The organism is Enterobacter sp. 22499, assembly GCF_052044815.1.
Classification (GTDB): Bacteria; Pseudomonadota; Gammaproteobacteria; order Enterobacterales; family Enterobacteriaceae; genus Enterobacter; species Enterobacter bugandensis.
Genome location: NZ_JBQENR010000001.1, coordinates 847,297 through 872,132, shown reverse-complemented (window position 1 = coordinate 872,132; position 24,836 = coordinate 847,297). Strand labels below are relative to the sequence as shown.

The following is a 24,836-nucleotide window of genomic DNA, read 5'->3' as shown; positions in this document are numbered from 1 at the left end:
CTTATTTACTGAAAACGACGACGTGCGTTCGCTTCACGCGCCGCCTGGGCCACTTCGACCGGAACCACCCTGCGCCCGACGGGCCAAAGGGCGATGGCGGCGATCTTAAAGTTCGCGAGCCCGACCGGAATACCAATTATTGAGATGCACTGCGCAATACCGGCAAAAATATGCATGATGCACAGCCACCAGCCGAAGAAAATCAACCACAGAATGTTCAGCAAAGTTCCCCCCGTATTCATCAGGGCGCTTTTGCTCTCCGGGTTCAGCTCGTTAACGTGGATAGCTTCGTTACCGTAGGGGATGAACGAGAGTTTCGTGATTTCCCAGCAGGAACGGGTCAGGGGAAGCGTGAAAATCAGGACGATGCTCACCAGCGTGGCAAAAAGCCAGGAAAGGGTGGTGGCAAAACCGCCCAGCACAAAATTCAACACATTCAGAACGGTACGCATAAACCCTCACTTCCTTTCGATAAAATTAACGCCCAATGATTGTAACGTTTTTTTAGGCTGGAGCACCTTAAAACTGGCAGTTAAACTGTCAGGTAAATTATCTCTTCGTGGATTTGGCGGGACATGGAACTGAAAGCAACTTCTTTAGGCAAACGCCTGGCGCAACACCCCTATGACAGAGTTGTTCTGCTCAACGCCGGGGTTAAAGTCTCCGGAGAACGCCACGAATACCTTATTCCGTTTAATCAGCTTCTGGCTATTCACTGCAAGCGCGGGCTGGTGTGGGGCGAGCTCGAGTTCGTTCTGCCTGACGACAAAGTCGTGCGCCTTCACGGTACCGAGTGGGCGGAAACCCAGCGTTTCCACCATCACCTGAACGCGCTCTGGCAGCAGTGGAGCCACGACATGAGCGTGATTGCCGCTCAGGTGCTGCAGCAGGTGCTGGACGATATCGCGCAAAGCAACGCGCAGCAAACGTGGCTGACGCGCCAGCAGACCGCCGGTCTGCAGCAAAAGATTCGACAGGCACTTTCGGCTCTGCCGCTCTCCGTGACGCGTCTTGATGAGTTCGACAATTGTCGCGATGCCTGGCGTCAGTGCCAGGCCTGGCTGAACGATATGGATAAAAGCCGGCTGGCGCATAACCAGGCCTGGACGGACGCCATGCTCACCCAATACGCCGACTTTTTCAGTACGGTGGAGTCTTCACCGCTCAACCCTGCTCAGGCGCGCGCGGTGGTGAACGGCGAGCAGTCGCTGCTGGTGCTGGCGGGGGCCGGAAGCGGTAAAACGTCGGTGCTGGTGGCGCGTGCGGGCTGGCTTCTCACCACCGGGGAGGCCGTTGCCGATCAGATCCTGCTTCTGGCTTTTGGCCGTAAGGCGGCACAGGAGATGGACGAACGCATCCAGGAACGGCTGCACACCCGGGATATTACCGCCAGAACCTTCCATGCCCTCGCGCTACATATCATTCAGCAGGGCAGTAAAAAAGTGCCTGCCATCAGTAAACTGGAAAACGACGCGCAGGCGCGACAGGCGTTGTTTATTAAAACGTGGCGTCAGCAGTGCAGTGAGAAAAAGGCGCAGGCGAAAGGGTGGCGTCAATGGCTGGAAGAGGAACTCAACTGGGAGGTGCCGGAGGGCAGCTTCTGGCAGGATGAAAAACTGGCGCGTCGGCTCGGCTCGCGTCTTGACCGCTGGGTCAGCCTGATGCGGATGCACGGCGGCTCGCAGGCAGAGATGATTGAAAGCGCGCCGGAGGCGATCCGCGATCTGTTTTCAAAACGGGTCAAGCTGATGGCTCCGCTATTGAAAGCCTGGAAAACCGCGCTGAAAGAGGAAAATGCCGTTGATTTCTCCGGTCTTATCCATCAGGCGATCGTCATTCTGGAGAAGGGGCGCTTTGTCAGCCCGTGGAAGCATATTCTGGTGGATGAGTTCCAGGATATCTCACCCCAGCGTGCGGCACTGCTCTCGGCGCTGCGGGCGCAAAATAAACATACCTCGCTGTTCGCGGTGGGGGACGACTGGCAGGCCATCTACCGTTTCAGCGGGGCGCAGCTCTCGCTGACGACCGCCTTCCACCACTATTTTGGCGAAGGCGACCGTAGCGATCTGGACACGACCTACCGCTTCAATTCACGGATTGGTGAGATCGCCAACCGCTTTATCCAGCAGAACCCGCACCAGCTGGCCAAGCCGCTAAACAGCCTGCGGGCAGGGGATAAAAAAGCGGTCACCCTGCTGGCGGATGACCAGCTGGAGCCGCTGCTGGACAAGCTCAGCGGCTATGCGAAACCCGATGAACGTATCCTGGTGCTGGCGCGTTATCATCACCTTAAGCCTGCTGCGCTGGAAAAAGCCGCTACCCGCTGGCCGAAACTGCAGCTTGAATTTATGACCATTCACGCCAGCAAAGGGCAGCAGGCCGATTATGTGATTGTGGTGGGGCTGAAGGAGGGCAGCGACGGATTCCCGGCTCCGGCCCGCGAGTCGGTCATGGAAGAGGCCCTGCTGCCGGTGCCGGAAGACTTCCCGGATGCCGAAGAACGGCGTTTGCTGTACGTGGCCATCACCCGCGCGCGTCACCGCGTGTGGCTGCTGTTCAATAAAGAGGAGCCATCCGTGTTTGTCGATATTCTGAAGAGTATTGACGTGCCGGTGGCGAGAAAGCCATAACGGCGTCAGGCAAGATTTCCAGGCCGGGTAAGGCGTAGCCGCCACCCGGCAAAAAAAAAGCTACTTCAGTCTCTCGGAAAGATAGCGCTGATAGTCCGGAATAAGGATCTCAACCGGCGAGTTAAACTGCGGTGATTCAATGATGAAATCCGCCGTTGACAGGTTCGTCGCCACCGGAATATTCCACACCGTTGCCAGACGCAGCAGCGCTTTGACATCCGGATCGTGCGGAACCGCATTCAGCGGATCCCAGAAGAAGATCAGCACATCAATTTTCCCTTCGGAAATCTGCGCCCCGACCTGCTGATCGCCGCCCATCGGGCCGCTCAGCATCGCATTCACCTCCAGACCCGTTTCGCGCTGGATCAGGTTACCGGTAGTGCCGGTCGCCGAGAGGGCATGCTTTTCCAGCAGCGGCTGATGGCGGCGAACCCAGTTAAGCAGCATTTGTTTACAGTGATCGTGCGCCACCAGCGCAATATGTTTGCGTTCAGGCAGCGTGCGTGTTGTCAGTTCCATAATCATATCCATCAGGTTAACTGACTACACGATGACGGGAACCGTCTGACGCTGCAAGAGAAAGGCGTAAAAAATGTGGCTTAAGATGAAGGTTGTTGCTTTGCCCACTGTAAAAACCGGGCCCGCGTGTCGGGATCGGCCTGCTGGAACCAGAATTTAAGGCGCTGTTCCGTCAGGCTCTGGGACTGCGGCGGAATGACGTCCAGTTCCGAGACGCCGGATAGCAGCGTACTGTCGTCCGCCATCATGGTGGCAAACTGCGGAAGGGAGGCGCGTTTGCCGGCTTTGTTATAGACCTGCGTTGCGGCCTCGTAGTCCGGGCTTTTTGTGGCGCTGGTCAACGCCAGAATATCCAGCTTGACCGGGATCGGCATTGCATTCCCGTCCAGCAGCTCAACGCGCGGCGAGGCGTCGAAGGCCGCTGATTCCTTCTCCGTTTCAAGGCGAGGCAGGGTAATGTTCACCTGGCTGATTTGCCGGGTATTAAAGCTGACAATCAGCGGCGGAGAGATGTACATCCGCTGCTCATGGTTAGTCAGGCCGATCGCTTTTTCGACCCGGAACACCAGCTGATGCGGCCCGTTATCTAACTCAATGCTGTCAGCCCCGCGCAATAACGAGCTGGAAACCTTTTTCCCGTCCAGAACCAGAAGATCAATGTCGCCAGAAAGCCGAAGCGTGGTGGCAAAAACGCAAACCGGCATCGCTAACGCAATCAGAGCAGTGGCAAAACCGGTTTTCATAGAAGGCTCCTGTCAGAGATACTGTCGCCGCATTAATGTATCTAAATCTTTCGATAATCACGTTTACTAACATATAGACATATTTTGCCGTTTTGCCCTCATACATCTGTATGGGATGGATGGTTGAGATGTGCGCTTTGGCGTACACTTTTAGAAAAGCCAGGAGAAAAACCATGAAAGAGAACGATATTGCCGAGATTCTGACATCCACGCGTACCATTGCGCTGGTGGGCGCGAGCGATAAACCCGATCGTCCCAGCTATCGGGTGATGAAATACCTTCTCGATCAGGGCTATAACGTCATCCCGGTGTCGCCAAAAGTGGCGGGGAAAACCTTACTGGGCCAGCAGGGTTATGCCACGCTCGCTGACGTGCCGGAAAAAATTGATATGGTCGATGTCTTCCGTAATTCCGAGGCGGCGTGGGAAGTAGCGCAGGACGCGATTGCCGTCGGGGCGAAAACATTGTGGATGCAGCTGGGCGTGATTAACGAGCAGGCTGCCGTGCTGGCGCGGGATGCGGGATTGAAGGTGGTTATGGATCGCTGTCCGGCAATCGATATCCCCCGTCTGGGGCTGGCGAAGTAATAAAAAAAAAGCCCGTTCATCGGGCTTTTTTTACACGCTTAGTTCCGCAGGCGCGGAGCCTGTAACTGTTTGCGGATAGTCTGAGCAAGTTCATCCATCGTGGGTTGTTCCGGATGCTCTTCCTGCAGCTCGCTACTTAGCTGCGCTTCGGCAAGGTAGGTATGTACGGGTTGTCCGTCGTCACCTTCCATCACCACATGGTACCAGGGTGCAGCGCGAAGCTCTGCGTTCACCGCCAGTTCGTCCGCTGACGGTTCATCAAGGGAATACTCCGGGTCGATATCCACGACCACACCCAAATACCCAAGCAAAGTGTGGCGGACCTGCTGGCCGATACCGAATTTGCTGGCAATCATAGTCACCTCCCGGGAAATACGACTTACACATTAAGTGCGGGCAATATTTCTCTTTTCAAGTTACATGACGCGACAGGCAAACCCTTTCAGATACAGTCCTTCCGGGTAGGTAGCAATCACGGGGTGATCGGCTGCCTGACGGAACTGCTCTATAAATTGTACATCACGACCAGCATCTATTGCGGCATCGGCGATGATTTTTTGGAATAAATCGGTGGTCATCAGCCCGGAGCAGGAGAAGGTGAGCAGCACCCCGCCCGGGTTCAGCAGCTGGATGGCCAGCATGTTGATATCCTTATACCCACGGCAGGCGCCCATCAGCTGGCTTTTGTTTTCCACAAACTTTGGCGGATCCATCACGATGACGTCGAACTTCTCGCCCTGATCGCGATATTTACGCAGCAGCTTGAAGACGTCGTCGCGTATAAATTCGGCTTTGCTCAAGTCCAGTTTGTTCAGCTCGACGTTCTGTTTTGCCACGTCCAGCGCTTCCTGCGAGGTATCCACGCTGACCACCTGGGCACAACCGCCCATCAGCGCCGAAACGGCAAAACCGCCGGTGTAGGAGAAGCAGTTCAGCACGCGTTTGTCGGCAACGTACTGACGCGTAGCCAGGCGGCTGTCGCGCTGGTCAAGGTAGTAACCCGTTTTGTGCCCGCCCTGAATATCCACCAGCAGCTTCATACCGTGCTCTTCAATTGGCAGCAGGGCAGGCGGCAGTTCACCCGTGACCGGGCCCTGCGTCAGCTCCATGCCCTCTTTTTTGCGCACCGCCACGTCGCTGCGGTCGTAAATAGCGCATTCCGGGAACAGGGTTTGCAGGGCGCTAATCAGCGCGGCACGCTGATACTCCGCCCCTGCGCTGAGGAGCTGCAGCACCAGGAAGTTGCCGAAGCGATCGATGGTCACGCCCGGCAGGCCGTCGGACTCACCGGCAATCAGGCGATAGCTGTCCAGCCCGTCGCGCTTTGCCAGCCAGTCACGCCACTGCTGCGCCTGCTGCAGGCGGCGGACGAAGAAGTCGATGTCGATGGTTTCGTCTTTATCGAAGGTCCAGACGCGCGCGCGGATCTGGGAGGCTGGCGAGTAAGCGCCTCGCGCTAACCATTTCCCCTGATGGTCAACAATATCAATGGTTTCACCGAGGCTGGCTTTGCCTTCCATACGGGCAACCGCGCCGGAAAAGACCCAGGGATGACGGCGCAGTAATGACTTCTCGCGCCCTTTGGCTAACACTAAACGTACACTCATAATTTGCTGTTCTGTCGATTTCAGGGAAATGGCGCGTAGAGTAGCACATTCAGCCAGGCGCAATCATCTGCGGATGTCGTTGAGCGTTTCGGCAGATCGTGGAGGAGGTGAGAATGGCCGTGGCGCTGTCACAGTTACAGTCGACTCGCTTACCGATCGGTGAAATCGCATTACAATGTGGGTATCTTTCCAGCTCTCGTTTCACCGCCCGTTTCCGGCAGCACTATGGCTGTTTACCGAAAACGCTACGTTAAGGAGAAGAAAAATGTCAAAAGTCTGCACCATTGCCTGGGTCCACGGCGTTGTTCAGGGCGTCGGGTTCCGCTACAGCACCCAGCGCGAAGCGATGACGCTTGGGCTAACGGGATATGCGCGAAATATGGACGACGGCAGCGTTGAGGTGGTCGCCTGCGGCGACGCGGAGCAGGTTGAAAAACTGATGGCGTGGCTGAAAGCAGGCGGGCCGCGCAGCGCCCGGGTTGATAAGGTCTTAACGGAACCGCATCAACCCGGCAGGGAATATGTGAACTTCGGTATTCGGTATTAAATACACTTCACCGGTTTAGGCAGGCCGGCAATTTTGGTGGCCTGTTTTGCCGGGCCCTTCGGGAACAGGCGATACAGATAGCGGCTGTTGCCTTTTTCTTCGCCAAATTTGTTGGCCATCGCTTTAACCAGCATGCGGATGGCCGGAGAGGTGTTGAATTCGAGATAAAACTCGCGCACAAAACGGACCACCTCCCAGTGTTCGGGGGAGAGGGCGATACCTTCGTTTTCGGCGATTTTCTCCGCCAGCGGCTCGCTCCATAGCGTGGTGTCTTTCAGATAGCCTTCGCTATCGGTCTCAATTTCCTGGCCTGCAAAAATGAACATAGTGCTCTGTCGATAAAGTAAAAAACGCCCCTAGTCTAGCAAATAAGGGGCGGCGTGAGAAACCTCGACCTACAGAAGAAGCTGGAGCAGATTGTTGGCATTAAGCTTTTTCAGCGCGTTGCATTTATACGTCGATACCTGTTTTTCGCTCATCTGCGTCATATGCGCGACATGCCGTACCGATTGTCCGTTCACCAGCCTGTCGAGCACGTTGAACTCCATGCCTGTCAGGCAACAATTCAGGGTGCGCATCCGGCGGGGCTCTCTGGCAAGCAGATACGCCGCATCCGCAACGGCAATCCGGTCATCAATGATATATAAGGTCAGCGTGGCAAACCGCTTTCGCAGATGGGTAGCCAGTGCCCAGCCTTTTTCATTGCATACCAGATACACCGTTCCTTCCCAGCGCCTGGCTTCCAGCTCCAGAAGAATGTCGACCAGCGCCAGATGCGTCCCCGCGACGGAAAAGCGGCAGCGAACAACGAGGGTGTCGCGGGCCAGCAGCGAACGGCACCACTTTACCGTACCGCTCTCAACCTGCGTCTGAGCGTTACGGCGCAGAAGGGCGTAGCGCAACCCTTCGGCATAAAAACGATTGTTGTCGAGGATGGCGTAACTCACAATGGCCTCTTTATAAGGTACTGGGCGTATAGATAACGCGTAGGGTGCCGGTGTAATCCCCGGCATTTTTGCTGCTGGCAGCAAACGCGGGCGTTTTCAGAATGATGGGGGCGGGGACACAAAGTACGCTCTCCCGTCCACCCGGCAGCACAACCTGACGCAGATATTGCGGGTCATTAGTGCCCTGCCAGATCAGCGTTTTGCCATTCGCCGCGGTTTCTGCTGCGCCCGTTACCGGGTTGATCACCGTAACCTGATAATCGAGCCGATCCCGTGCTTCGGTCTGGCTTCCACCGCGTCGTCTGACGGAAAACGCTCCCTCAGTACGGCCCGTGGCCGCTAAACCGTCATCCTCAAAGCGCAGATAGACGCGCGTGCTGGCGCTGTTTTTACCGTCATACAGGCACATATCCAGCGCGCTCTCGCCCTGGATTTCGCTGCCGCCGGGCCGCCCCGGAAAATTGGTCAGATTGAGGTTAACCAGCGGGGTTGAGTGGGGGAACGCCGGCAGATAAATCTGCTGGTTACCCGGATCGACCACCTCAATGCGTATCGTCGCCTGCCAGCGGGCTATGGTGAGGTAGCCCGGACATCCGACGTTGACATCGTTAAAGTTGCCCCCGCAGTCGGCGCTTCCCCATTCGCGCAGGTTCTGCTTCAGCGTTGCGGTCCAGATGCCCGGCTGGGCGAGCTTATCCAGTTCGCCTTTAACGATGTAAAAATCAAAATAGGGTTCCCGGTTCCAGGCCGAGAGATCGGCGGTACCGCCGCTGACAAAGCTGGCAAAGGTGAAAACTTTGTTGTTGATAAACATATGTTTTTCCCCATAGACCTTCACATCTGCTGTTTTATTTGTCGACGTGTGGGTAAAACGCAGCGTAATGGCGTAGGGGGCGGCCGGGTTCGCGGTAAACCAGACCGGCGCTGTCATACACGCTCCGTTCGTCGGGTCGGTGCGGGACTCGCAGGTCAGGGTGTTGCGTCCCCACTTTTGCGGGTCGATAGTGTCGTAACCGCTCGGTTCATGGACCCAGATATCAAAACGCGCAGGCGGCACCGCGCGATCGTAGCTAATCCCTACGCTGGAATTTCTTCCGGCAGGGACGCCCGCCAGCGTCTGACAGCTCCACAGCGTCAAAAAAAGTAAAATAAAGAGGTAGTTGTTCACATCATTTCCCTATGGTGAGGTGCTCTGCATTCATGGCCGTTGGCCCCGTAGGCACGTTCCGCCCGGCGAGCATCAGTTGCGCCTGGTGCTGGACCGAATCCGGCAGGGCGGAGAAAGTGAGTTCCCGACACGGGATAGACCCGACATAACGCACCACGTCGCGCATGCTTTTCACGCTCAGTTCACACTGATAAAACTGCTGCTGACGCACCAGATAAAGGTTGCGCAGCAGGGCGTCGCTCTGGGCGCTGAAACCGCCATTGCCGAGATCGTTCCAGCCGTTCACGTTCAGCGGTACGCCGCCCACGAACGGCGAATGATGTTCGTCAGTGAGCTGGCCGAGCCAGGTGTAGCGGGTGGTGGTTTGCACGTCCCGGCGAAGCATTTTGCCCGGCACCATAAAGAGCGTCCGGCTCCCGGAACCCTGCGTGATTTCACTGCTTGCGCCTGATGAGACGTTCAGCGACTCATTAACCGTCAGCGTTGTTGGCTGATAACCCGGCACCGCAAAAAGGGCACGGCTGTTGGCCGGGATATCCGCGGTGCCGCCGTTATCCAGCGAGACGGCGACGCGTGAATCCCGGGAATCCTCAGGCGTAGCCACGTTTACCGCAACGGCAGAAGCCGGGCGTCCATCGCCCCAGCGGCCAAGCCACAGCCCTGAGCGCGACAGGGCGAGGGTGGAGCTGTAGTTGCCGCTGCTGCTTAACGTATGGCGCCCATCCTGGCGGTCCCATGCGTCGCTCACCGTCAGGCTGGCGTTACCAAAACGTCCACCCTGGCGCGTATACGCCGAGGCATTGAGCGAATCGCTGTTGATCCCCGACGCGCTCAGCCCGTATTCATTCTCGCCGCGCGCGTCGGCATACCAGTTGTGCGCCACGTTGTAGCTCAGCTGGTTTTTCTGATGCTGCTGGTGCTGCCAGGTTGCACCAAGCGAGGTATAGCCTGACGCATCGCCCTGACGCTTATGCGCCAGTGAGAGGCTAATGCTCAGATAGCCGCCTTTGTCTTTTCCGTCGCGAGAGTGGTCGTTGCGCATAAACAGGTTAATGCTGCTGTTGATGTTCAGACCGCGCGCGCTAAAGGTATTACTCAGCCCGCCCTGCCAGGCCTGCGTGCGGGAGCGGGTCATATACACCGGCTCCCACGGCAGGCCGGCATCGTGACGATCGTCATGGTCAGGCAGTTCCCGGCGCGTAACGTAGCGCCCTTCGTTGCGGTTATCCGAATACCCCAGGTTGGCGTACCACGAGCCGACAGGCATGGAGAACATGATCGAGAGGCTACGATAACAGCCGTTGACGGCGTCAAAACCTGCGCTGCGGGTATCACAATTTTCTGCGGATAACGCGTTGCGGTAGAAGCTCAGCGAAAACCCGTCGTTATAGCTGATTTGCTGAATATTGCCGCGTTGGCCCTTGCTGCCGTAGAGGTAGCTAAAGCGTGTGCTTAATACCCCGTCGATCGGGCCCGCGTTAAAGCCGCGGCTCCAGTCGAGGGCATTTTCCAGGAAGTGCTGCCTTTTCATGACGGTTGCGCCGCTGGTCAGCGCCAGCGTCGGGGTGACGGGCAGGCGTATACCCGCCTGTGCGACCGGGCTGCGTTCATCATTGCGATCGTTATTAGCCGTTTCCCCTGCCTGCAAAAACCACTCGACGCGGTCGAATGGCGTAATGCCCGTACGGGTAAACGGAACCTGCTCGGTACGCGTCAGTCGGTTGTTTTCGTAAACTGACAGCGTCACGGTATAGCTTCCATCCGGAAACGCGCGGGTATCCAGAGTTTGTGCCCCGGCATTGAGGTAAAAGCTGGCCAGCAGCTCCTTGCCGCGGCGCGCGTCGATACGCGCATCGTGCGAAAGCAGCACCGTAATGGGCGTGCCCTTCGATTGCTGAATAGGGTTGATCCATGCCCGGGTCGAGCCCGTGCGCAGGCCACGAATTTTTCCCAGCGGCAGCTGGCTGAGGTTAATATTCCCCCCGGCGTTGCTGAACAGGTCGCGGGTATCCATCTCGCCTATCTGTAGATAATATTCACGCCATAAATCCTGGCGGAACCAGGCATTGTTAACGGTCATTTCCTGCTGCTGCTGATGACGCGAGCGTTGTCCCAGCCAGGTCCAGTCGAGGTTAAGATAGCCGTCCTGGGTCAGCGCCAGCGCCCCGTTGCCCTGAACGGTGGCAGACTGATAATCCCTGTCGGCAACGAAATTGATATTTTGCTGATGAATCAACGCGTTTTCGCTGTCCTGGGTGGGCTGATACCACTGGTTTTCCTCCGAGGGCTTTGGCAAAAAGCGCTTATCAAAAAACAGGTTTATGCGAGCATTGTTTTCGTCATAGATGATGGCCGCACGGCGGGTTTCGAGATAATCACACCCCGTCGCGGAGCCGTTGCTGCTGCAGGCCAGGTTGCCGTTACGGGCAAGCGGAACGGCCAACGCTGCGGAAACGGAGCCGATAAGGGCAGGATCGTCGTTAAACTGACGTTTGATGGCCGCGACCACGGTTTCAGGCGCGACAAAACTGACCGTTTCAAGATTGATATCGGTTTCGAAAAGGCCAAGCGACTCGCCGTATAAGCTCACCTCTGTCCACATGCGCTGCGTTTTCGCCAGGTCCTCGAATCCGGCCGGGACGGCCATCTCAGCGCAGGCGAGGTGGACAGATGCGGGTAATAAAGCAACAAAAAGGAGAGTATTTCTGTGAAACGCCATGAACGAGCCTCGACATCATCCTGACGTCAGAGGGCGGGCGCCCTCTGACGTTATTCCTTAGGTGCTATGGTGTTACGCACCGCCTTCCGTGGTGGTCGCCTGAGTCAGCATCAGGCTTACAACGCCGCTGTACTGGCCGGTTTTCAGAATGCCTTTGGTGGTCTGGGAAATGGTCAGAGGCAGAACCGCAGAACCGTTTTCAATGCTGCCCGGGAACAGTTCGGTTCCGGTAAATTCGGCATCGGTGGTGGAAAGGGTTTTATCACCCAGAAGAACCGTCATCGGTACAATCTGATCCCCATCCGTGTTGGTGAGCTTAGCTGCGCTAACGAGGCGTACTTTGACGTTACTGGTAGCGGAGTTGGACCATACCTTGGTGTTCAGGCGGTAGCTTTCCAGGCCCCGACCCGGCAGATACTGCATGTCGATGCTGGCTGGCAGCGGCGTGTTATCGGCCTGGGTCATATCCAGCTGTGAATCAACGCTGGCGTTGACGGTAATATCTTTCTGGATCGCCAGCGCGCTGGCAGATGTGGTCATCGCGGCAACGATCATCAGAGGTTTAATAAATTTACGCATTGATATCTCCATATTTTACAAATGAGCACCCTGGCTCTTTAAACAAACCACAAGGGTTTTTACAGTGACGTCGTGTTATTGCACGACGGGTAAGTCAGCTTCTTCAGCGGTTTTTTTCACCCAGTTGAAGTAGCGGAATTTGTATTTCTTGCCGTTTACCTGATTAAGCGTTTTTAATTTCCGCTCGGTATCCGGATAAATCGTGGCGTCTTCTTTAATCCATTTACAGACGTCCTCTGACTGACAAATACCGATCTCCCTGAGCGGCACGCGCAGGGTGCCGGCGTTGGTGACGGTCCCCCGTGCGGGATCGATATGCAGCGAAACGCGCTCCGTGGCAGGTGCCAGATGTACCAGCGCCCCCCAGATAACATTGACCCCAAGCTTTGCCGTCGCTGCCGTGCTTTCGGGCTGGCCGGGAATAATGCTGTCCGGCTGTTTCACCCCTTCAAAATAGACTCGCCAGGTGGTCTCTTTTTCCGGCGGCGTCAGTGAAACAAGGCGCACCACGCGCATTGCACCTGCAGCCAGGGCAAATTTATCGGGCGTCACCACGACGCCGCCTTCTTTCCACGAAGCAACGTCAATCTCTTTTTCCTGGGCCGTTCCGGGGTTAAGAATTTTCTTTTGCCTCACCCGAATGAACTGAATATCATCCGTTTTCGATGCCACTTTTATTTGCGCTGCGCCGGCGCTATCCACGTTAAGTTCCATTGGATAGACGCTCATATTGGCCCTTGTCATTTCTGAGAAAAATGACAGCGACAGCGCGGCGACATAAAACGCGGTTGTCATATTCACTTTTTGTTTCTGTTTCACATTCAGCCTGCCTGCTCTGAGTTCTTGTGCGGTTTTTAACACCAGGACACCGTCTGCTTTCGTATCGCTTCAGGGCAGGGAAACTTTAACCAGAACAGCAGGTTGTGAAAATTTGTATTAGTTAACCGCTGATATACAGTGATTTATCCTGATTTGCTGGGCTTAAAGTTGTATAGTTAAAAGAAAATGCCGCTACCCAGGATGGGAAGAAAATTCCTGTTGATGAAAAAAGAACCAGCTCAGGAAGCGATTTTCTTGCCGATGTCACAGGGATAAAAAAGCCTGCGGTAATAGCTGAGAGTGAAATATGTTTTTTATATGCAATAATTCGTTGTTATTTGATCCTGAAGCACATGCAATTAGTCTTGTTGGTCAACCGGAGTCTGTATTAACGCTCTCGGCGCCAGCCGTTCGCCTTTTACAGGAGTTTATTCGTCATAAAGGGCACGATCTGAGTCGGGAGGAATTAATTACGCGCGTCTGGGAGGAGTATGGCTTTACGCCGTCTGGAAATAACCTCAACAAAGCGGTCAGTGAATTACGCAAAGGCTTCCAGTCTCTTGGGGAACATCATAATTTCATTGTGACGATACCCCGGTATGGATTCCGTTTTGTTGCCGATGTGATTTGCCAGCCTGCGCAAATTGTTCAACCCGCTGAAGCACAGCCGAACTCTTCCGTCGTGCCGTCAGAGGCAAAACGTCAGCGTATTTCCCTTAAATGGGGCGCCGCGGCGGCGGTATTGTTAGCATCAGCACTGGGGTTAGGCTTGCTGTTTAACCAGCAGCAGAAGATCGCTATACCGATGACGCCAAAGCCCGTCGCGCAGAAAATAGCGGGCTGTAGCATCTGGCTTATTAACGATCATGGCCGGCCGCTGGTGCTCTCGAAACTGGCGGGGCTGCTGGAGGCGAATAATGTGGCGTGCGCGCGCGAAGCGTACAATATCTACTATTTCAGCGCCCGCTTTAACCTTGCAGTTGCGGATGAAGTGTTCATTGGTGCATGCCCGGTCAATAAAACCAGCCTGTGCAAAACCATTCGCTATAAAAGCGGGGCAGAAAAATGAAAATGAGACTTCTGTTTGCTGCGGGTGGGGCGCTTGCTGGCGGCGCGCTGGCGCTCTTTATTTATTCCGGGGGCATATATAAGCGTGATGCGCTGGCCTGCAGTACGGAATTTAACTTTACGCGTAACGAGGGAAAAGCGAATGAGGTCCGGGTCAATACCGTGGCCCAGTTCTATTTTCATCGGGACGGCACCGGCTTAACAACGTACAAAGGTGCAGCTATGGCTGAAGGCCGGGGCATGATCGTTGACAGGGATATGGATTTTACCTGGTCGCGACGGGATGATGATAACGTTATCGTGTTGAGCTACACCAAAACCTGGCGTCGGCATAATGACAATACCCCGGACGAAAAGTGGGGAGGCTTTGCGAGGCCGACAGCCCGCTATTACCTGACGATCTCCGAGCTTGCGCCCGCCGTGTGGCTGATACAGGACCGGCTCTATCCCACCTATATTTGCCGAGGTGACTAGAGCATAAAAAAAGGAGAATGCCTGAGGCATTCTCCTTTTTGTTTCAGCAGGTCTGCTTAATCGCGGCTGGCGAAGCCCAGGATGCTCAGCAGGCTGACGAAGATGTTGTACAGCGACACATACAGGCTCACGGTCGCGCGGATGTAGTTGGTCTCACCGCCGTGAATAATGTTGCTGGTTTCATACAGGATCGCGCCGGATGACAGCAGGATAAACACCGCGCTAATCGCCAGGTGCAGGGCAGGCAGCTGCAGGAAGATATTTGCCACCATACCAATCAGCACCACTACGATGCCCGCCATCAGCATACCGCCGAGGAAGGACATATCCTTGCGCGTGGTCAGCACGTAGGCCGAGCAGCAGAAGAACACCAGCGCGGTACCGCCCAGCGCCATGCCAATCACGTCACCCATACCAGCAGACAGATACGCGTTCAGGATCGGCCCCAGGATATACCCCAGGAAGCCGGTGAAGGCGAACGCGGAAAGAATACCGACCGGTTTATCAGCGGTTTTGTAGGTCAGGAACATCAGACCGTACATCCCCACCAGCGTCAGGATCAGGCCCGGAGATGGCAGCATCAGCACGGTGCTGGCGGTAGCGGTGATCGCTGAAAACGCCAGCGTCAGGCTGAGCATGAAATAGGTATTGCGCAGCACCTTGTGGGTGCTGAGTAGCGATGTGCGGTCGCGTGAGGAAGTAATTATACGATCCATGAGTCACTCTCTTATGACAGATGTAATTAACGGAAAGAATAGGAAACGGCGCGCCAGTCTCAAAGTGGTTTTACCCATCTTTACTCAGCACGTTAGCGCTGAAGGTGGGCATTTCTTCTGCAAAAGCATGTGTAACCAGTATGAACGGCGGTTTAAAAGTATTTACCAGATCAACCTCTTATAGGTTACTGAAAAATATTGCGTTATTGCCTTTCGGGCGCTAAGAGTTATCTCCGGATCGTCATAAAACAGACAATAAGGCGAAGGAAATGAAACCACAAACACGCACGCGCTTTACGCTCTCTTTACTCACCGCCGGGATCCTGTGCGCCAGCACGGCGACCTGGGCGGCTAACGTGCCAGCAGGAACAGCGCTGGCCGAAAAACAGGAACTGGTCAGAAACAATGGCAGCGAACCGGCCTCGCTCGACCCGCATAAAGTCGAAAGCGATATCGAATTCAATATTATCAGCGATTTATTCGAAGGGCTGGTGAGCGTCTCCCCGTCAGGGGAAATTCAACCCCGGCTGGCTGAAAAATGGGAGAACAAGGACAACACCGTCTGGACGTTCCACTTACGTCCGGGCATCACCTGGAGCGACGGGACGGCCATTACCGCAGAGGATGTGGTCTGGAGCTGGCAGCGCCTGGTTGATCCAAAAACCGTTTCACCGTACGCCAGCTATCCCGGCAACATGCATATCGTCAACGCGGCCGATATCGCTCAGGGGAAAAAATCCCCCGACACGCTGGGCGTAAAAGCAATTAACGATACCACGCTGGAAGTGACGCTCACCCAGCCCAACGCGGCGTTCCTGGCGATGCTGGCGCACCCGTCGCTGGTGCCGGTGGATAAAGTGCTGATTGGCCGTTTCGGCGAAAAGTGGACCAAACCGGAGCATTTCGTCAGCAGCGGAGCGTATAAGCTGTCCCAGTGGGTGGTCAACGAACGCATTGTGGCGGAGCGTAACCCGCGCTACTGGGATAATGCGCATACCGTTATTAACAAAGTCACCTATCTGCCGATCACCTCCGAGGCCTCGGATGTGAACCGCTATAAAGCGGGCGAAATTGATATTGTGTATACGGTACCCATTAACCAGTTTGCTCAATTGAAGAAAACGCTGGGCAGCCAGCTGGACGTCTCCCCGCAGCTGGCGACCTATTACTACGAATTCAACACCACCCGTCCGCCGTTCAACGATGCCCGCGTGCGCAAGGCGCTGAACATGGCGCTGGATAAAGACATCATCGCTGAGAAGGTGATGGGGCAGGGGCAGCGCCCGGCGTGGCTGATTAGCCAGCCGGACATCGGCGGGGTCAAGCTGCAGAATCCGGATTACGCCAGCTGGCCGCTGGACAAGCGTATTGCTGAGGCGAAAAAACTGCTCAACGAGGCCGGGTATAACGAAAGCCATCCTCTGAGCTTCAACCTGCTCTATAACACCTCTGAATCGCACCAGCGCATCGCGATTGCGGCCAGCTCTATGTGGAAGAAAAACCTCGGCGTAGACGCGAAGCTGCAAAATCAGGAGTGGAAAACCATGCTGGATACCATGCACACCCACAACTTTGACGCGGTGCGCTACGCCTGGATTGCCGACTACGACGACGCGGCGACCTTCCTGAACAACTTCCGTACCGGCGACAGTGAAAACACCAGCCAGTACAGCAACCCGGACTACGATCAAGCCTTGATCAACGCCGCAAAGGCCAAAACGCCTGCAGAGCGGGGTAAATTCTACCAGCAGGCAGAGGATCTGCTTGGGCGTGATGTGCCTGCCATTCCGGTTTATCACTACGTCCGTACGCACCTGGTGAAACCGTGGGTGGGTGGCTTTACGCCGGATAAGCTGGGGTACTATTTCACAAAAGATATGTACATCAAAAAGCACTAAGCGAGAGGGCTGGATTTTATGCTGAGAAAATCGCCGATGTGTTGTCAGTTCAACCGATTAAGCACATTTTGGCTAATTTTAAAGCGAACGATTGCAGCCACTCTTTACAGCATGCGGTGAGGTGTTTATAGTTCGCCTCACTCAGGAAGTGTGGCCGAGCGGTTGAAGGCACCGGTCTTGAAAACCGGCGACCCGAAAGGGTTCCAGAGTTCGAATCTCTGCGCTTCCGCCAGATATAAACCCCAGCTTACTCGTTAAGCTGGGGTTTTTCTTTTTGCGCGTATCAGAAAACCTGACGTCTATGAGCGGATAAAGGCCAGAATATCCGCATTAATGGTATCGGCGTGGGTGGTATGCATCCCGTGCGGGAAGCCCGGATAGATTTTCAGCACGCTATTCGCCAGCAGCTGGTCCTGCAGAAGGGCGGCATTCTTATAAGGCACGACCTGATCGTCATCCCCCTGCATCACCAGAACGGGAACCGTAATGGTTTTCAAATCCTCTGTCTGATCGGTTTCTGAAAACGCCTTAATTCCCTCATAGTGGGCCCTGGCGCTGCCGATCATGCCCTGACGCCACCAGTTCTGAATGGTGCCCTGTGAAACCTCGGCCCCCGCCCGGTTAAACCCATAAAAAGGACCGCTGGCGACGTCGAGGTAAAACTGGGCGCGATTCGCGGCCAGCGCTTTACGGAAGCCGTCGAAAACCTCAACAGGTGTCCCGCCAGGGTTGTTTTCTGTCTTCACCATCAACGGCGGAACGGAGCTCACGAGCACCGCTTTGGCAACGCGCCCCTGCGGCTGGCCGTACTTCGCAACATAGCGGGCCACCTGGCCACCGCCGGTAGAGTGGCCGACGTGCACCGCATTGTGCAGATCCAGGCTTTCAACCACGGCCGACGCGTCAGCCGCATAATGATCCATATCGTGCCCTTCGCTGACCTGGTCCGAACGCCCGTGACCACGGCGGTCGATTGCGATAACGCGATAGCCTTCCGCAAGGAAAAAGAGCATCTGGTTATCCCAGTCATCGGCACTCAATGGCCAGCCGTGATGGAAAACAATGGGCTGAGCCTCCTTCGGACCCCAGTCTTTGTAGTAAATATTGACGCCGTCTTTCGTTGTTACGAATGCCATACCGCAGACTCCTCTGTTAAAGACGCAACGATCGCTGGCTGAGCGCAGAGCGAACCATTATTGTCTTCATGATGTTGGCTTGTTTTGTTTCCCGTACCGACAGTACCCCTAAAGTGTAGGAGAAATAGTAAAACCGGTGGGTTTCATTCGTGTGAATGGTATCCAGAAGGGGAAAGCGAATGATGGGCTCTGGAGTGAGTCCCAGAGCCATCAGAGGAGGGGGCGTTAACGGTTCTCTTCAATATAACGGGCGAGATCGGCCGGGGTTTTCAGCACCGTCGCCACGTCGGTAGGCGGGATCATACAGCCGTAAACGTCCTGCACCTCCAGCACCATGTCGACTGCCAGAATGGAGTCGAGAATGTCGGATTCAATCAGCTCATCGTGAAAGCCAACCTTGCGGGATAACACTTTTTCAAACAGGGCGAGAATATCGTGTTCCATCATTTTTCCTGGGATAATTAATGTGTGCGGGCGTAAGCGTCCAGCAGCTTGCGGTCAATTTTGCCGTTAGGATTTAGCGGCAAAGCGTCTTTTACGATAATTTGTGAAGGCACCATGTAGTGGGGCACCACGTTTGCCAGCGAGGTTTTGATTGCATCCGGTGCCAGCTCCGTCACGCAGAACGCGGCGATGCGCAGCACGCTGCCGCAGGGTTTCATCAGCGGCATCACCACCGCTTCGCTGATGCCGGACATGGCCAGCAGGCGGTTTTCAATCTCGCCGATCTCGATGCGGTAGCCATTCAGCTTGACCTGGCTGTCGTTGCGGCCCTGGCAGTAGATGAGCCCGTCTTCATAACCCAGATCGCCGGTCCGGTAGCCGCGGAACGCATCATTTTCCCGACGCAGCAGTTTAGCCGCGTTCTCCTGCGGCAGGCCGAGGTAGCCGCGCATGACGTTTTTGCCCCAGATAATCAGCTCGCCCTCGGCGGAAATTTCCATTCTGCTGTCCGGCATCATCACGCCCACCGGCAGCACCGCGCTGTCGCTGTTAAGGATCTCATCCGTGATCTCAACCACGGTTGTCGCAATGGTCGCTTCCGTTGGGCCATAGGAGTTGATGATTTTGGCCTGCGGGAAACGGCGGCGGAGCTGTTTCACCAGCGCTTTATTGAGCACTTCACCAATGAAGATAAAGACGCTGAGTGCAGGCAAATACTCGCTGTTAAAGTGCGGAGAAAGCAGTTGCTGGTAGGCAAAAGAGGGGGTGGAAACCCAGGCGGAGACCGCGTTGCTTTGCAGTCGCTCGAGCCAGTTCTCTTTCTGGATATCCTCTTTGGCATTCAGCACGATGTGGCCTCCCATCGCCAGGTTCGCCAGCAGAGGGATCAGGGAGAGGTCAAAGCTGAACACCGCGTGGTTCATCAGCACCGGTTTTTCCGGCAGCGAAAAGTCCTGGCTGACCCACTTCATGAAGTGCCATACGCTTTCACGTCCAATCTGCACGCCTTTCGGTTTTCCGGTGCTTCCTGAGGTAAACATGATATAGGCCAGATCCTGCTCCTCCAGCACCTTGCCCGCCTCGCCGGTGGCGATGAACTGCCGCGTCGCCACGTCGTAGTAGTAAGGAGCGCCGGTCAGGTTGCAGATCTCGCGAAGCCGCTCCTGAGGGTAGATGCAGTCCACCGGGATGTACGGAATGTTGTGCAGCAGGCAGCTATATATGGCCACGGCGAACTCGGCCTGCTGATGGCCGTACAGCACGATCGGCGTACCGTCTGCGGGCTGGCAGCGTCGATAACGCTCTGCCCAGTTCGTCACGGCAGAGGAAAGCTGGAGCCAGCTTAAGGTTTCGTCGCTGCCGCTGATGGCCAGCTGCTGCGGGGAGGCGGGATCGCGCAGTGCCGCACGCAAGAAATCCTGCAGTTCCTGAAGATCGGAGTGATTTTTCATAGAGGTGACATTCCACTGAAGATGTAAAGGGATCCTGCGGCGCTTCCCAGCGTCAGAATTCGTCCCAAAAACGCAACGGCCGGATACTGCAATCCGCGGTGTAACGTTGGGCTGCGTTTGGCTGACCACAGCAGCATGTTGTGCGCGACGGAAATCGCGCCAAACAGCGCGCCGCTGATGACGTAATGGCGTTCCAGGCCATTCCACGCCCCCATGCAGAACAGGGTGCAAAAAATACCGATATTTTGCGCCAGCGTTTTGTTCTGGCGGAAAAAGTTAAACTTCATCAGGTTCATATAGACGGGCATAAAGACCACGTCGCGCAGCCATTCGGACAGGCTGATGTGGAAGCGGCGCCAGAAATCCTGCGGGTTCTTTGCAAGAAGCGGCATGTTGAAGTTTGCCGGAATATTCAGCCCAAACAGCCGGCCCGCGCCGATGGCCATATTGCTGTAGCCCGCGAAATCAAAGTACAGATAGGCGCTGTAGGCAATCGACATCACCACGCCCACGGTCAGGGTAAACGGCTTATGGCTCCAGGGCTGCACGACGAGCGAATCGATCAGCATGGCAAACAGGAACTTCTGAATGATGCCGGTAATAATTTGCTCCAGCGCCGTTAAAAACTGTTCGCGGTTCAGGACAAATGCCGGCTTATTCACATCGCTCATCCATGTCCGCCAGCGATACATCGGGCCGGCCAGAATAATAAAGGGCATAAAGAGATAGCAGAAATAGTGCAGGAAATTTTGGCCCTCTTTTTTACTGCGATACAGCAGTACATCCACAGCGCGGAAGGTCATAAAAGAGAGACCGATTGTGCCGAGGTGATAATTAAAATGTAATTTCACCAGAACCAGGGGCAGCAGCGTTAAAACGACCGCCTGCCAGGTTTTTAATCTGCCTTTTTCTTTTAACGTGGCGACAAGATAAAACCAGCAAAAGACGGCCACGGGAACACTGTAATTGCCCTGAAAAATATAACCCCAGCCTAATGCTGTCACCACGGATAAGGAAACTAGCCAGGTCAGACGGTGGCGTAAAACACGATTAACCATTGCAAACGCCAGCGCGGATGAAAATAAACAGACAAAAAACATTCCTGAGCTGTACATCATTTCGCCTCAGAATTTTTGATATTCAAAATGCAGCTGCATACTCATGCTGTCATCGACAGCGGTCCATGCAACGACGGTGATCGCCAGCAGTAAATAAAGGCAAAAAAGACGGATCGCGATTTTCATTATTTAAAACTCTGTGCAATAAAGCGAAGCATTGGCACCCAGGCCAGTTCGGTAGGGTGCAGACGATCCCAGTTCCAGCCGTTCTGATACGGCATGGCGTACATATCCAAATACGGGATCTGGTTCTCTTTCAGAATGGTTTGAATCTGCTTATCGAACGGGCGGAAGGTGTCGGTATTGTAAAGCGCCCAGGGGTTAACCGGGTCGACGATAGCAATCACCTGCACGTGATGCGCTTTCAAAAGCTGAACGGTTTTCCTGAACGCGGCGAACTGCCCCGGCACCACCGGCGTGTCATCCCACTGCTGCGGCTTACCGTCCTCGTCGTAAATCGTTTTGTCCATCCACAGCGTGGCCGCGCTCTGATGGCGCTTTTTATTCAACTCGCGGGCATTCTCCAGCGCTTTATCCCAGTCAGGGGAAAGACGGGCGGTTGGCTGCTGAGGCCAGGGCTGCGCCGTCTGTGGCCTGATGTTGAGCAGCGACAGCCAGTCGTTTTTAATCAGGGTGCAGAAGTTTGCAAACTGAAAACTCAGCTCGTTCCACATCAGCGCCGGATGCCAGCCATACACACGCATTTGCCCGAAGGTTAAATGGCTTATCTCTTTCGCTTCAATATGCTTCAGGTAATTAACCAGGAACGGGCGCGCCTGCGGATCCTTCATCAGGGGATTAAAAATCGAGCCCGGAAAATTATCCGCATAGATAGCGGGCGGCAGGCCTTTTGAATAAAAGCCGTCAGGCGCCAGAAGCAGCACCACTTTGCTGTTTGCATTAAGGCTATGTTTAAAACGCGAGAGAAGTAAAAATTGCGTTTCGTCATCGACAAACGCATCGCCATAGGCCACGACGGGCTGGTGCAATTGCTTATTAAAATAATTAAATACGGCGTAATGTTCCTCTTCTGAGGTGGCGACCTCAGACGCACCAAGGAAGAAAATAGCATTCCCTTCTAAAGCATGGGAAATAGTGGCTATTTTTTCCGCCTGTTCTTTTGTCGTCCCTGCCATGGACTTGATCAGCGGCTGGAATTTTAGCGGCGGATCAAAGCTTGTCACCAGCGGGTGAAAACTCAGGACTAAAATGGCCAAAACGGCCATCAGGATATGTAAGCAAAACGTATTTTTGATTTTCATCATCAACCAGTAAGGCGCTATGACAGTAATGCGTTAAAACCCGCATTACCCGGATTTATTACCATTACAAAACACATGGCCGTCTATTTTTTTTGGCATTCTATACCACGGTGATTTAAAAGGATGAGCGTTGCTGTGTAACGGTATGTACAAGGGGGGATGGGGGGAGGGCAGGTAAGCGTCCGGGTGACTTTTTGCGCAGTCAAACGCCTGCAGGCAAAAATAGAAAAATTCCTGCTTTACAAGGCGCTAATAGATGTTTATAGTGCGCCTCACTTTGGAAGCGTGGCCGAGCGGTTGAAGGCACCGGTCTTGAAAACCGGCGACCCGAAAGGGTTCTAGAGTTCGAATCTCTACGCTTCCGCCAAATTCGAAAACCCTGCGATAGCAATATCGCAGGGTTTTTTCGTTTTACAGCGCAATTACCAGCTCCCCGGAGTGACTCCGCGAACAGCAGAGCGCTACCTGCTGGTCAGCCGCGCTTTTTTCTGCCTCCGACTGCACGCTATCCCTGTGGTCCACCACGCCGACAATCACCGGCGTCAGGCAGGCGCCGCAGATCCCCATTTCGCAGGACAGCGGCACGTCCACCCCGTTTTCCTGTAATACCTGAGCGATGGTCTTATCCGCAGGCACCGGCCAGCGCTCGCCGGTAGAGGCAAGTTTGACCGTAAAGATCTCACCTGCGACGCCGCTTGTGACAGGGGGAGCGGGCTGAAACGCCTCGCTGTGGATATGGGCGTCATCCCATCCCTTCGCCGCCGCCACATCGCGCGCTTTCTCCATAAACCCCGCAGGTCCGCACACCCACGCGTGCAGCCCCGCTTCAGGCGCGGGGAAATGCTCCGCCAGCGTGGTTCGTGGGGTGGTGGTATGAATAATGCAGTCACCGCACTGCGAGAGTTCGCGCGCAAACGCCGCGTTTTCCCGGTTTCTGACGTAATAGTGCAGCGTAAACGGCGTTCCGGTCGCTTTCAGCTGCAATGCCATCGCATACAGCGGCGTAATGCCAATCCCTGCTGCCAGCAGCAATACCCGCTCAGCCTGATGCAGCGGAAACAGATTGCGCGGGGCCGAGATTGAAAGCCTCTGGCCCGGACGCAGCGTTTCGTGAACGTAGCGCGACCCGCCGCGCGAGGCGGCTTCTCGCCCCACGCAGATAAGATAGCTCTCGTCGCCACATGCCCCGGTCAAAGAGTACTGGCGGACCACGCCGCAGGGCAGGTGGACATCAATGTGCGCGCCGGGTTGCCACGCCGGTAGCGCGTCGCCGTTTTCGGTCACCAGCCTGACGGCGAGGCTTTTATCCCCCTCGCGCCACAGCCCGTCAACGATCACGTTCAGCATATTGGCCTCCGTCATACCAGGAAAAATTCGCCAAAGCCCATTTTTTTCAGTCCACGGCGGTAGGCAATCGAACTCTTATCTGCCGGAATATGGGCTTCCAGAGTGAGATCCAGCGGCAGACTTTCCGGGCGCTGGGTTTCGACCATCAGGCGATCCTCTTCAAAAATGCGCAGGTTAAAGGCATGCACGTCCTCCACCGGAATATGCAGATCAAAGTTGCGCGCGATGGGCGCGAACATGCGGGTCACCCGTGACGAGACGGGCGAGGCGGCGTTCATAATCACCAGCCGCGATTCACCCGGAAAATGAATCGTCAGGGTGGCGGTAAACGGCAGATGCATTTCAAAATGGCGCAGCCACTGGAACCCTTCTGGCGCCTGCACGGGTGAACTGGCGGGATAGTTGCTCACGGAACTCCAGTAATCGGCCACGAAACCGAAGGGCGTCTCCTGCGGCTGATAGATAGGGACAAGCTGATTATTGGGATCGGCAAAGGTATCGGTATGGATCCACGCAAAGTGGGCAACATCCAGAAACCCTTCCACCTGGCGCCCGGCGAAGCCGTTAACCTCAAACGCCGGGCAGTTGATCTGCTGAAATCCGTCGTCGCTCCAGTGCGGCATGGTGGGCAGCGGCACGGGATTGTCCGGGTCAAACGCCAGGCAGGTCCAGATCAGGCCGAAGCGCTCTTCCACCGCGTAGTTAATCAGGTTCAGCTTCGCCGGAACGGGCTGGTCGGGGCTGGACGGAATGCGGTTGCAGCGGCCGTCTTCACCAAAGCGTAAGCCGTGGTAGGGGCAGATAATCCCGTGATCGTCGTGAAAGCCGAGCGTCAGCGGCACGCCGCGGTGCGGACACACGTCCCGGGCAACCACGACCTGGTCGTTAATTCGGTAAATCACCAGCTGTTCATCCAGCACGGTGGCCTTGACGGGGGCCGGGCCGACGTCGCAGGCGCGCGCAACCGGATGCCAGCATTTCGCCAGGCGCAGCCAGTCCTCTGGCTCAAACGTGCAGTGGGCGGGTGGTGTCGGTTCTCTTTTCATCGTTGTCCCTC

25 protein-coding genes, 2 tRNA genes and 1 pseudogene are annotated in these 24,836 nt (G+C 55.4%); 9 read left to right on the top strand and 19 right to left on the bottom strand.

Annotation, left to right across the window (positions count from 1 at the left end; translation table 11 throughout):
- Positions 1-5 precede the first annotated feature (5 nt).
- The gene (locus tag ACTJI7_RS04380) at positions 6-452 is read right to left on the bottom strand and encodes a YccF domain-containing protein (RefSeq protein ID WP_041910601.1); all 447 of its coding nucleotides are present in this window, start codon (positions 450-452) and stop codon (positions 6-8) included.
- A gap of 123 nt (positions 453-575) precedes the next feature.
- Here ACTJI7_RS04380 and helD point away from each other — a divergent pair, with 123 nt between their 5' ends.
- Positions 576-2,630, top strand: a complete 2,055-nt coding sequence (helD, locus tag ACTJI7_RS04375) for a DNA helicase IV (protein WP_045261704.1) — start codon at positions 576-578, stop codon at positions 2,628-2,630.
- Between the two features lie 60 nt (positions 2,631-2,690).
- On the opposite strand, the gene mgsA is transcribed toward helD, so the two are convergent.
- Both mgsA and csgI read right to left on the bottom strand, forming a co-directional pair.
- Positions 2,691-3,149 (bottom strand): methylglyoxal synthase, encoded by a 459-nt coding sequence (gene mgsA / locus ACTJI7_RS04370; protein WP_041912035.1) that lies wholly within the window; start codon positions 3,147-3,149, stop codon positions 2,691-2,693.
- Positions 3,150-3,229: 80 nt separating this feature from the next.
- Positions 3,230-3,892: a curli synthesis inhibitor gene (gene csgI, locus ACTJI7_RS04365; protein ID WP_041910599.1), complete on the bottom strand. Its 663-nt coding sequence runs from the start codon at positions 3,890-3,892 to the stop codon at positions 3,230-3,232.
- Between the two features lie 173 nt (positions 3,893-4,065).
- Here csgI and ACTJI7_RS04360 point away from each other — a divergent pair, with 173 nt between their 5' ends.
- A complete protein-coding gene (locus ACTJI7_RS04360) occupies positions 4,066-4,479 on the top strand; it encodes a CoA-binding protein (RefSeq protein ID WP_049136534.1) in 414 nt (137 codons plus the stop codon).
- A gap of 38 nt (positions 4,480-4,517) precedes the next feature.
- Here the strand turns inward: ACTJI7_RS04360 and hspQ are convergent, their stop codons facing one another.
- Together hspQ and rlmI are read right to left on the bottom strand one after the other, a co-directional pair.
- Complete coding sequence (gene hspQ / locus ACTJI7_RS04355; RefSeq protein ID WP_008499919.1) at positions 4,518-4,835, bottom strand: heat shock protein HspQ; 318 nt, start codon at positions 4,833-4,835, stop codon at positions 4,518-4,520.
- Between the two features lie 60 nt (positions 4,836-4,895).
- Positions 4,896-6,086, bottom strand: coding sequence for a 23S rRNA (cytosine(1962)-C(5))-methyltransferase RlmI (rlmI, locus tag ACTJI7_RS04350; protein WP_047364236.1), 1,191 nt, complete (start codon positions 6,084-6,086; stop codon positions 4,896-4,898).
- Positions 6,087-6,108: 22 nt separating this feature from the next.
- Here rlmI and ACTJI7_RS04345 point away from each other — a divergent pair.
- Together ACTJI7_RS04345 and yccX are read left to right on the top strand one after the other, a co-directional pair.
- Positions 6,109-6,340 (top strand): annotated as a pseudogene (locus tag ACTJI7_RS04345) (helix-turn-helix transcriptional regulator); the annotation flags it as partial.
- An 11-nt stretch (positions 6,341-6,351) separates the two neighbouring features.
- Positions 6,352-6,633, top strand: a complete 282-nt coding sequence (gene yccX, locus ACTJI7_RS04340; RefSeq protein WP_028012610.1) for an acylphosphatase — start codon at positions 6,352-6,354, stop codon at positions 6,631-6,633.
- Here yccX and tusE read toward each other — a convergent pair.
- The 6 genes from tusE to ACTJI7_RS04310 form a co-directional block, all read right to left on the bottom strand.
- A complete protein-coding gene (gene tusE, locus ACTJI7_RS04335; protein ID WP_028012611.1) occupies positions 6,630-6,959 on the bottom strand; it encodes a sulfurtransferase TusE in 330 nt (109 codons plus the stop codon). The two genes, yccX and tusE, sit on opposite strands and share 4 nt — an antisense overlap.
- Before the next feature lie 69 nt (positions 6,960-7,028).
- The gene (locus ACTJI7_RS04330; protein WP_063154542.1) at positions 7,029-7,580 is read right to left on the bottom strand and encodes a LuxR C-terminal-related transcriptional regulator; all 552 of its coding nucleotides are present in this window, start codon (positions 7,578-7,580) and stop codon (positions 7,029-7,031) included.
- Positions 7,581-7,590: 10 nt separating this feature from the next.
- A complete protein-coding gene (locus ACTJI7_RS04325; protein ID WP_063154540.1) occupies positions 7,591-8,748 on the bottom strand; it encodes a CfaE/CblD family pilus tip adhesin in 1,158 nt (385 codons plus the stop codon).
- A 1-nt stretch (position 8,749) separates the two neighbouring features.
- Positions 8,750-11,467: a TcfC E-set like domain-containing protein gene (locus ACTJI7_RS04320; protein WP_063154538.1), complete on the bottom strand. Its 2,718-nt coding sequence runs from the start codon at positions 11,465-11,467 to the stop codon at positions 8,750-8,752.
- 72 nt (positions 11,468-11,539) lie between these two features.
- On the bottom strand, positions 11,540-12,046 hold the full coding sequence (locus tag ACTJI7_RS04315; protein WP_028012615.1) for a CS1 type fimbrial major subunit: 507 nt from the start codon (positions 12,044-12,046) through the stop codon (positions 11,540-11,542).
- A 75-nt stretch (positions 12,047-12,121) separates the two neighbouring features.
- A complete protein-coding gene (locus tag ACTJI7_RS04310; RefSeq protein WP_237764629.1) occupies positions 12,122-12,907 on the bottom strand; it encodes a fimbrial protein in 786 nt (261 codons plus the stop codon).
- A 265-nt stretch (positions 12,908-13,172) separates the two neighbouring features.
- On the opposite strand from ACTJI7_RS04310, the gene ACTJI7_RS04305 reads away from it, so the two are divergent.
- Together ACTJI7_RS04305 and ACTJI7_RS04300 are read left to right on the top strand one after the other, a co-directional pair.
- Entirely contained in the window at positions 13,173-13,934 is a 762-nt protein-coding gene (locus ACTJI7_RS04305; protein WP_063154537.1) for a winged helix-turn-helix domain-containing protein, read from the top strand.
- Positions 13,931-14,407: a hypothetical protein gene (locus tag ACTJI7_RS04300; RefSeq protein ID WP_063154535.1), complete on the top strand. Its 477-nt coding sequence runs from the start codon at positions 13,931-13,933 to the stop codon at positions 14,405-14,407. The genes ACTJI7_RS04305 and ACTJI7_RS04300 overlap by 4 nt, the downstream gene beginning before the upstream one ends.
- A gap of 56 nt (positions 14,408-14,463) precedes the next feature.
- Here ACTJI7_RS04300 and yccA read toward each other — a convergent pair whose 3' ends face one another.
- Entirely contained in the window at positions 14,464-15,123 is a 660-nt protein-coding gene (gene yccA, locus ACTJI7_RS04295) for an FtsH protease modulator YccA (protein WP_013097244.1), read from the bottom strand.
- Between the two features lie 269 nt (positions 15,124-15,392).
- Here yccA and ACTJI7_RS04290 point away from each other — a divergent pair, with 269 nt between their 5' ends.
- Both ACTJI7_RS04290 and ACTJI7_RS04285 read left to right on the top strand, forming a co-directional pair.
- Complete coding sequence (locus ACTJI7_RS04290; protein ID WP_182034691.1) at positions 15,393-17,021, top strand: ABC transporter substrate-binding protein; 1,629 nt, start codon at positions 15,393-15,395, stop codon at positions 17,019-17,021.
- A gap of 144 nt (positions 17,022-17,165) precedes the next feature.
- A tRNA-Ser gene (locus tag ACTJI7_RS04285) sits at positions 17,166-17,253 on the top strand.
- Positions 17,254-17,320: 67 nt separating this feature from the next.
- On the opposite strand, the gene ACTJI7_RS04280 is transcribed toward ACTJI7_RS04285, so the two are convergent.
- The 5 genes from ACTJI7_RS04280 to ACTJI7_RS04260 form a co-directional block, all read right to left on the bottom strand.
- On the bottom strand, positions 17,321-18,157 hold the full coding sequence (locus ACTJI7_RS04280; RefSeq protein WP_440669754.1) for an alpha/beta fold hydrolase: 837 nt from the start codon (positions 18,155-18,157) through the stop codon (positions 17,321-17,323).
- Between the two features lie 225 nt (positions 18,158-18,382).
- Positions 18,383-18,601, bottom strand: a complete 219-nt coding sequence (locus ACTJI7_RS04275) for an acyl carrier protein (protein WP_028012621.1) — start codon at positions 18,599-18,601, stop codon at positions 18,383-18,385.
- Positions 18,602-18,618: 17 nt separating this feature from the next.
- The gene (locus ACTJI7_RS04270; RefSeq protein ID WP_126817640.1) at positions 18,619-20,052 is read right to left on the bottom strand and encodes an AMP-binding protein; all 1,434 of its coding nucleotides are present in this window, start codon (positions 20,050-20,052) and stop codon (positions 18,619-18,621) included.
- Entirely contained in the window at positions 20,049-21,167 is a 1,119-nt protein-coding gene (locus tag ACTJI7_RS04265; protein WP_045630046.1) for an MBOAT family O-acyltransferase, read from the bottom strand. Before ACTJI7_RS04265 ends, ACTJI7_RS04270 begins: the two co-directional genes overlap by 4 nt.
- A gap of 128 nt (positions 21,168-21,295) precedes the next feature.
- A complete protein-coding gene (locus ACTJI7_RS04260) occupies positions 21,296-22,432 on the bottom strand; it encodes a D-alanyl-lipoteichoic acid biosynthesis protein DltD (RefSeq protein WP_440669752.1) in 1,137 nt (378 codons plus the stop codon).
- A gap of 279 nt (positions 22,433-22,711) precedes the next feature.
- Here ACTJI7_RS04260 and ACTJI7_RS04255 point away from each other — a divergent pair.
- Positions 22,712-22,799, top strand: a tRNA-Ser gene (locus ACTJI7_RS04255).
- A 44-nt stretch (positions 22,800-22,843) separates the two neighbouring features.
- Here ACTJI7_RS04255 and ACTJI7_RS04250 read toward each other — a convergent pair.
- Together ACTJI7_RS04250 and hpxD are read right to left on the bottom strand one after the other, a co-directional pair.
- Positions 22,844-23,779 (bottom strand): PDR/VanB family oxidoreductase, encoded by a 936-nt coding sequence (locus tag ACTJI7_RS04250; RefSeq protein WP_440669750.1) that lies wholly within the window; start codon positions 23,777-23,779, stop codon positions 22,844-22,846.
- Positions 23,780-23,790: 11 nt separating this feature from the next.
- The gene (hpxD, locus tag ACTJI7_RS04245; protein ID WP_440669748.1) at positions 23,791-24,825 is read right to left on the bottom strand and encodes a molybdenum cofactor-independent xanthine hydroxylase subunit HpxD; all 1,035 of its coding nucleotides are present in this window, start codon (positions 24,823-24,825) and stop codon (positions 23,791-23,793) included.
- Positions 24,826-24,836 lie beyond the last annotated feature (11 nt).

Excerpts from the sequence above, each read along its gene's own strand:
- ACTJI7_RS04315 (WP_028012615.1), bottom strand. The coding sequence starts at position 12,046 with ATGCGTAAATTTATTAAACCTCTGATGATCGTTGCCGCGATGACCACA.
- ACTJI7_RS04320 (WP_063154538.1), bottom strand. The coding sequence starts at position 11,467 with ATGGCGTTTCACAGAAATACTCTCCTTTTTGTTGCTTTATTACCCGCA.
- yccX (WP_028012610.1), top strand. The coding sequence starts at position 6,352 with ATGTCAAAAGTCTGCACCATTGCCTGGGTCCACGGCGTTGTTCAGGGC.
- ACTJI7_RS04305 (WP_063154537.1), top strand. The coding sequence starts at position 13,173 with ATGTTTTTTATATGCAATAATTCGTTGTTATTTGATCCTGAAGCACAT.
- ACTJI7_RS04270 (WP_126817640.1), bottom strand. The coding sequence starts at position 20,052 with ATGAAAAATCACTCCGATCTTCAGGAACTGCAGGATTTCTTGCGTGCG.
- ACTJI7_RS04250 (WP_440669750.1), bottom strand. The coding sequence starts at position 23,779 with ATGCTGAACGTGATCGTTGACGGGCTGTGGCGCGAGGGGGATAAAAGC.
- ACTJI7_RS04260 (WP_440669752.1), bottom strand. The coding sequence starts at position 22,432 with ATGAAAATCAAAAATACGTTTTGCTTACATATCCTGATGGCCGTTTTG.
- tusE (WP_028012611.1), bottom strand. The coding sequence starts at position 6,959 with ATGTTCATTTTTGCAGGCCAGGAAATTGAGACCGATAGCGAAGGCTAT.
- ACTJI7_RS04280 (WP_440669754.1), bottom strand. The coding sequence starts at position 18,157 with ATGGCATTCGTAACAACGAAAGACGGCGTCAATATTTACTACAAAGAC.
- mgsA (WP_041912035.1), bottom strand. The coding sequence starts at position 3,149 with ATGGAACTGACAACACGCACGCTGCCTGAACGCAAACATATTGCGCTG.
- ACTJI7_RS04380 (WP_041910601.1), bottom strand. The coding sequence starts at position 452 with ATGCGTACCGTTCTGAATGTGTTGAATTTTGTGCTGGGCGGTTTTGCC.
- hpxD (WP_440669748.1), bottom strand. The coding sequence starts at position 24,825 with ATGAAAAGAGAACCGACACCACCCGCCCACTGCACGTTTGAGCCAGAG.
- hspQ (WP_008499919.1), bottom strand. The coding sequence starts at position 4,835 with ATGATTGCCAGCAAATTCGGTATCGGCCAGCAGGTCCGCCACACTTTG.
- yccA (WP_013097244.1), bottom strand. The coding sequence starts at position 15,123 with ATGGATCGTATAATTACTTCCTCACGCGACCGCACATCGCTACTCAGC.
- ACTJI7_RS04300 (WP_063154535.1), top strand. The coding sequence starts at position 13,931 with ATGAAAATGAGACTTCTGTTTGCTGCGGGTGGGGCGCTTGCTGGCGGC.
- ACTJI7_RS04360 (WP_049136534.1), top strand. The coding sequence starts at position 4,066 with ATGAAAGAGAACGATATTGCCGAGATTCTGACATCCACGCGTACCATT.
- ACTJI7_RS04290 (WP_182034691.1), top strand. The coding sequence starts at position 15,393 with ATGAAACCACAAACACGCACGCGCTTTACGCTCTCTTTACTCACCGCC.
- ACTJI7_RS04275 (WP_028012621.1), bottom strand. The coding sequence starts at position 18,601 with ATGGAACACGATATTCTCGCCCTGTTTGAAAAAGTGTTATCCCGCAAG.
- csgI (WP_041910599.1), bottom strand. The coding sequence starts at position 3,892 with ATGAAAACCGGTTTTGCCACTGCTCTGATTGCGTTAGCGATGCCGGTT.
- helD (WP_045261704.1), top strand. The coding sequence starts at position 576 with ATGGAACTGAAAGCAACTTCTTTAGGCAAACGCCTGGCGCAACACCCC.
- ACTJI7_RS04265 (WP_045630046.1), bottom strand. The coding sequence starts at position 21,167 with ATGTACAGCTCAGGAATGTTTTTTGTCTGTTTATTTTCATCCGCGCTG.
- rlmI (WP_047364236.1), bottom strand. The coding sequence starts at position 6,086 with ATGAGTGTACGTTTAGTGTTAGCCAAAGGGCGCGAGAAGTCATTACTG.